The following is a 4,699-nucleotide window of genomic DNA, read 5'->3' as shown; positions in this document are numbered from 1 at the left end:
GTGTCGGGGTGTGGGGAGGTCGCGCTTCACAGGGATCGCAGGCCCTTGTGGAGTGACGAGGAAAACGGACTTAGTATGGCAAGTAGGTCGGAGCACTCTCACGTGCGACCGACCGGAAGGGCGGCTCCGGCGTGTACACGCCGGAGCCGTTGTGCGACCGTCGGCCGCTCGGGGCCCTTCCGTGGGCCGGGTACGACGTCGGGTCGCGCGTGGTTCCTTCCTTCCGGAGCCGACGAGTTCAGGGGGTGGACGGGGCCGTGCCGGCCTCGGTGAGCTCGGCGCCCTTCTTCATGCTGACGCCGGCCGAGTGGACCGCCTGCGCCGGTACGAGTCCCCTTTCGGGGCCGGACGGTGCCTCACCGCCGTCGGCATCTCCGTCGGCACCGGCGCGGCGGATCGCACGCCGGAAGCGCAGCGCAAGAGCGCGGTAGAAGCGGTCCGGCAGGAACACCGCGTCGGCGACGATCATCGCGGCGGAGAAGAGCGGCAGGCCCATGAGCACCGCGATGCCCACGTGCATGATCAGCATCATGGCCAGGACGGGGTACTTGAGCTTGCCGAAGAGGACAAAGGGGAAGGCGACCTGCAACAGGACCGTCAGGTAGCAGGCGGCCGCGATCAGAACCAGGTGGTCGTCGGCCATCCGGGAGAGCGCAGGCCAGGGCTGGAACAGGTGAAGGTTCAGGGCGTAGTGGAGGGCGGTCCCGTTGCCCCACGTGCTCCCCTGAACCTTGTAAAGGCCCGCCGACCCGTAGAGGATGCAGACCTGGGCGGCGATGACGAACATTCCACAGTTGTGGAGGACGGTGACCACGTTCGGACGGATGTCGCGGAGCCGGCCTCGGGGCGCGTGCCCGACCGCTGGCGGACGGCTCGCCCCCGGCGCGGCGGCCGCGCGGAGCCTGGCTCTACGGGCGTCAAGGGACCAGCGCCGGCCACAGCCGGTGAACACGAGGTAGACGGCCATGAGCAGGATGAGGTTGTCCCCACCGTCCGTCATGAAGATCGCCCTGGCGTGGAACGACGCGACCACGACGGCGAACAGCACGGACACCGCCCTGGTCCGCCAGCCGAGCATGAACAACGCGGACGTGATGACGGCCGCCGCGTAGCAGAACTCGAAGTACGCCCTACTGTCGGACAGGGTGAGAACGCTGACCCAGCCCGTCTCGTCGAAGAGCTGCCTCGCCAGCGCGGGAGTCCACGGCGAGCCGGGCCCCCAGATCACGTCACGGTGCGGGAACTCGCGCAGCAGGAAGACGAGGTAGAGCAGCCCGTAGCCGATGCGCAGTACCGCCGCCGCGTACAGGGAGATCGGCCGCTCGACCAGAAGGGCGAAGAACTCGGCGACGCGGTCGAGCGCTCGGTGCGTCGGTGTGCGGGTACCCGCTGGCACGGTGTGGTCCTTCGACGGTGAGCGTGACGGCGAGTGCGAGGTGGTCAAGGGCGGGGTCGGTTCAGTCGGTGCCATGCGGGGCCACCTTCCACCAGGGCAGGTAGCGGGTCTCCACGGGCCTGGGGGCGGCAGTGCCCGACGGCCGGCTGCTTCCAGCCTGGTCAGGTGGGCTGACAGGCAGCGTGATGACCCGCAGTTGGATGGAGTCGAAGGAGCCACCGCGGTGGGCGGTGACCCGATCCACCGCGATGTTGCGCAGATACCGCTGGACCATCACGGCCCGCTCGGAGCGAGGCTGGTCATCGCCGCCGAGCGTTTCGAGGTACGAACTCCAGGCCCGGCGCAGCATGTTCTGGGTCGTATGGCTCGGGAAGGGGTTGTGCTCGGTCGCGGCTCTGTCCACACCGCTCAGGTCGAACCAGCCGCTCACCCGCACGGTGCCGTCCGGGTCGGTGCGCAGGGTCCTCGCCGAGATCTCACGGTTGACCGACTCCGGGTCCGGGGCGAAGAGCCGCCAGTTCTGCTCGAAAACGGGATAGACCCACGCGTTGATCTGCTTGCTGTACTGCTGAGAAACGGTATTCGCGGGTGCCACGTGGAGAAACACAAGGGCCACGTGAACGAGCGCTACCGCCGTGCAGATGACCACGGCGGCTCCGGTGGCCGCCCGAAGTGAACGACCCGGTCTGTCCGGCTCCGTGTGAGAGCCAGGGGAATTCCCGCTCCGGCCGCTTCCGGCCGAACCGGCTTCGGAGTGCTCCGACTTCTTCGATCGTGTTTGCTCGACACCGCTCAGCACGGCCCCACCCGGCCTTCCGTCCTGCTGTTCATCGCCGTTCTTCCGGTTCCGCGCGTGGCGCGCGGTGGAGTCGGTCGGTTCGACCGTCCACCGCGCGCCACACGTCTCCATCGCGCCCGCGGGCGACTGGCTCTGCGCTCAGCCCGCCCGCGGGGAGCCGGCTACCGGGTCCTGTGGCCGTGGTGGTCGTGGTGGTCGGGGTGGTCGTGGTCGTAGTGGTCGGGCTTGTGGCCGTGGTCCGGCTTGTCGTGGCCGTGGTGGTCGTGACCGGGCTTGCCGTGGTGGTCGTGGTCGTGACCGGGCTTGCCGTGGTGATCGTGGTCGTGACCGGGCTTGCCGTGGTGGTCGTGGTCGTGACCGGGCTTGCCGTGGTGGCCGTGGCCGGGCTTGCCGTGGTGGTCGCCGTGGCCGGGCTTACCCGGCTTCCATGGCTTACCGGGCTTGCCGTGTCCCGGCTTACCCGGCTTGCCCGGTGGCTTGGGGATGACTCCGCCCGTGGTCGCCCCCGTGGTGCCGGCGACGAGGCCACCCGTCGTCACTCCGCCGAGTACTCCCCCGAGAACTCCGCCGGTGCCGCCCCCGAGGAGGCCGCCCGTCGTGACGCCGCCGATCACGCCGCCCGTGGTCCCGCCGTTCGTGGTGGCGCCGTTCGTTCCGCCGGTCGTGCCCGCGATCACGCCGCCGTTGGTGGTCGCGCCGGTCGTGCCCGCGATCACGCCGCCGTTGGTGGTCGCGCCGGTCGTGCCCGCGATCACGCCGCCGTTGGTGGTACCGCCGTTCGTTCCGCCGTTGCACACCGGTCGCGTGATCGTGTTGGTGTCCATGGTCACCGCGCCGTTACGTGCCAGCGCCCGGCCGATGATGTCCGCCCCCGTGGTGGCGGTGATCGACGTCATGGCCATGATCGTGCCCACGAAGTCGGAATCGGTGCCGAGGGTGGCCGAACTGCCGATCTGCCAGAACACGTTGCACGGCGACGCGCCGTTGATGAGGCTTACGTTGCTGGCGGAAGCGGTGGTCAGGCCCGAACCGACCTGGAAGACCCAGATGGCATCGGGATTGTTCTCGCCGTCCAGGGTGAGCGTGCCGGTGAGGCCGAGGGTGGACGACGCCGTGTAGACGCCCGGGGTGAGCGTCAGCCCACCCGCGTCCGGGGGAAGAGCGCCGTCCGAGGACTGTCCGGCCGCGTTGTCGTAGGCCGCGACCAGGTCGCTCTTGGCCCCGGCGGCCACGGCGTCCGCGGAGTGGAAGGTTCCGTTCACGATGCCGGGAGGAAACCCGGAGATGGCCGTTCCCGGATGCACCCCCACATCACCCGTGATGACCGTAGGTCCGGTGTTCGTCACCTCCGAGCCCGCCAGGACCGCGAAGCTGTCGGCTGTTGCCAGTGGCACGGGCTGGGCGAGCGCACTCGCCGGCGTGGGCGTCACCGCCACCACGGCAGCGCCGAGTACCGCAGCGAGCGTCGCCGCCATCCAGGCCGAGGTTCTGCGCCAAGCAGGCGCGCTACAAGAGGGATTCAGCGTCATCGACAAGCCAACTCCTGAGGGGATGGTGGCACGTTCAGCGAATGCCGGATTTCCGGTACCGCCTATTCCTGACGCTTGCATATTACGAACGCAACTTCCTGTGGCCGCGAAACGCCGAGGTGTTTCGCAGCCATGGGTCAATTGCATCATGGATGATATGAAAATGGGCTCGAGCGGGTGCCGCTGTTCATGTGAACGCGACGGCCAGGGAGGTCACAGCTGGCGCGAAAAATGCGGAACGCGTGAAAGTCGGACGGCGTGGGAGGAGGCCGGAACGCGCATTGACCGACGCGTCCGTCGTTGCCGTGTCGCGGCGCTGGAAAGCCGCGCCGCGCTGTACGCGTTCCCGGCCGGGTCCACCCGCGAGGTCGAGAATCCGGATCGGACTAGCGGGAAGCCGCGGAGTCGAGGATGACGGAGCGGGTGAGGTTGCGGGGGCGGTCCGGGTCGTGGCCGGCGGCCTCGGCGCGGACGACGGCCAGCCGCTGGGCCCGGACGAGGTCGGCCATGGGGTCCAACGCGGTGTCGACCGCGCCTACTTGGGAGTCGGCCACCAGTGTGCCGCCGACCGTTGAGACGTCCTCGGCGAGGCCGGTCGGCAGCGGGCCGAAGACCCAGGCGACCCGGCCGGGGCCGGTGATGCTGATCGGGCCGTGCCGGTACTCCATCGCCGGGTAGGCCTCCGTCCAGGACTGCGCGGCCTCGCGGAGCTTGAGTGCGGCTTCCTGCGCCAGGCCGTGGCACCAGCCGGTGCCGAGGAAGGTGAGCTGTCCGGCGGCGAGCGCGGCGGCCGGCAGGGGTGCGGCGAGGGCCCGCGCGGCGTCGTGGGCGGCGTCGGCGAGGGGGCGGACGCCGGGGGGCAGGGCGCCCTCCGCCTCCAGGTGGGCGCGCAGCAGGGCGAGCACGGTGGTGGCGAACCTGGTCTGGACGACGGATTCCTCGTCCGCGTACTCCAACACATTTGCTGTGTCGGCC

4 protein-coding genes are annotated in these 4,699 nt (G+C 69.7%); all 4 read right to left on the bottom strand.

Annotation, left to right across the window (positions count from 1 at the left end):
* Window positions 1-238 precede the first annotated feature (238 nt).
* On the bottom strand, window positions 239-1,396 hold the full coding sequence (locus GL263_RS21850; RefSeq protein ID WP_323379516.1) for an HTTM domain-containing protein: 1,158 nt from the start codon (window positions 1,394-1,396) through the stop codon (window positions 239-241).
* Between the two features lie 61 nt (window positions 1,397-1,457).
* A complete protein-coding gene (locus GL263_RS21845) occupies window positions 1,458-2,045 on the bottom strand; it encodes a DUF5819 family protein (protein WP_182857450.1) in 588 nt (195 codons plus the stop codon).
* A 311-nt stretch (window positions 2,046-2,356) separates the two neighbouring features.
* A complete protein-coding gene (locus tag GL263_RS21840; RefSeq protein ID WP_228456733.1) occupies window positions 2,357-3,670 on the bottom strand; it encodes an ice-binding family protein in 1,314 nt (437 codons plus the stop codon).
* Between the two features lie 440 nt (window positions 3,671-4,110).
* Window positions 4,111-4,699 (bottom strand): SIS domain-containing protein (locus GL263_RS21835; protein ID WP_369123516.1); only part of this gene is annotated, 589 nt, incomplete at its 5' end.

It is taken from the genome of Streptomyces durbertensis, assembly GCF_014156695.1.
GTDB lineage: Bacteria > Actinomycetota > Actinomycetes > Streptomycetales > Streptomycetaceae > Streptomyces > Streptomyces durbertensis.
This window is presented reverse-complemented; position numbering and strand designations above follow the sequence as displayed.

Coding starts and splice junctions, on each gene's coding strand:
- GL263_RS21840 (WP_228456733.1), bottom strand. CDS start 3,670: ATGGCGGCGACGCTCGCTGCGGTACTCGGCGCTGCCGTGGTGGCGGTG.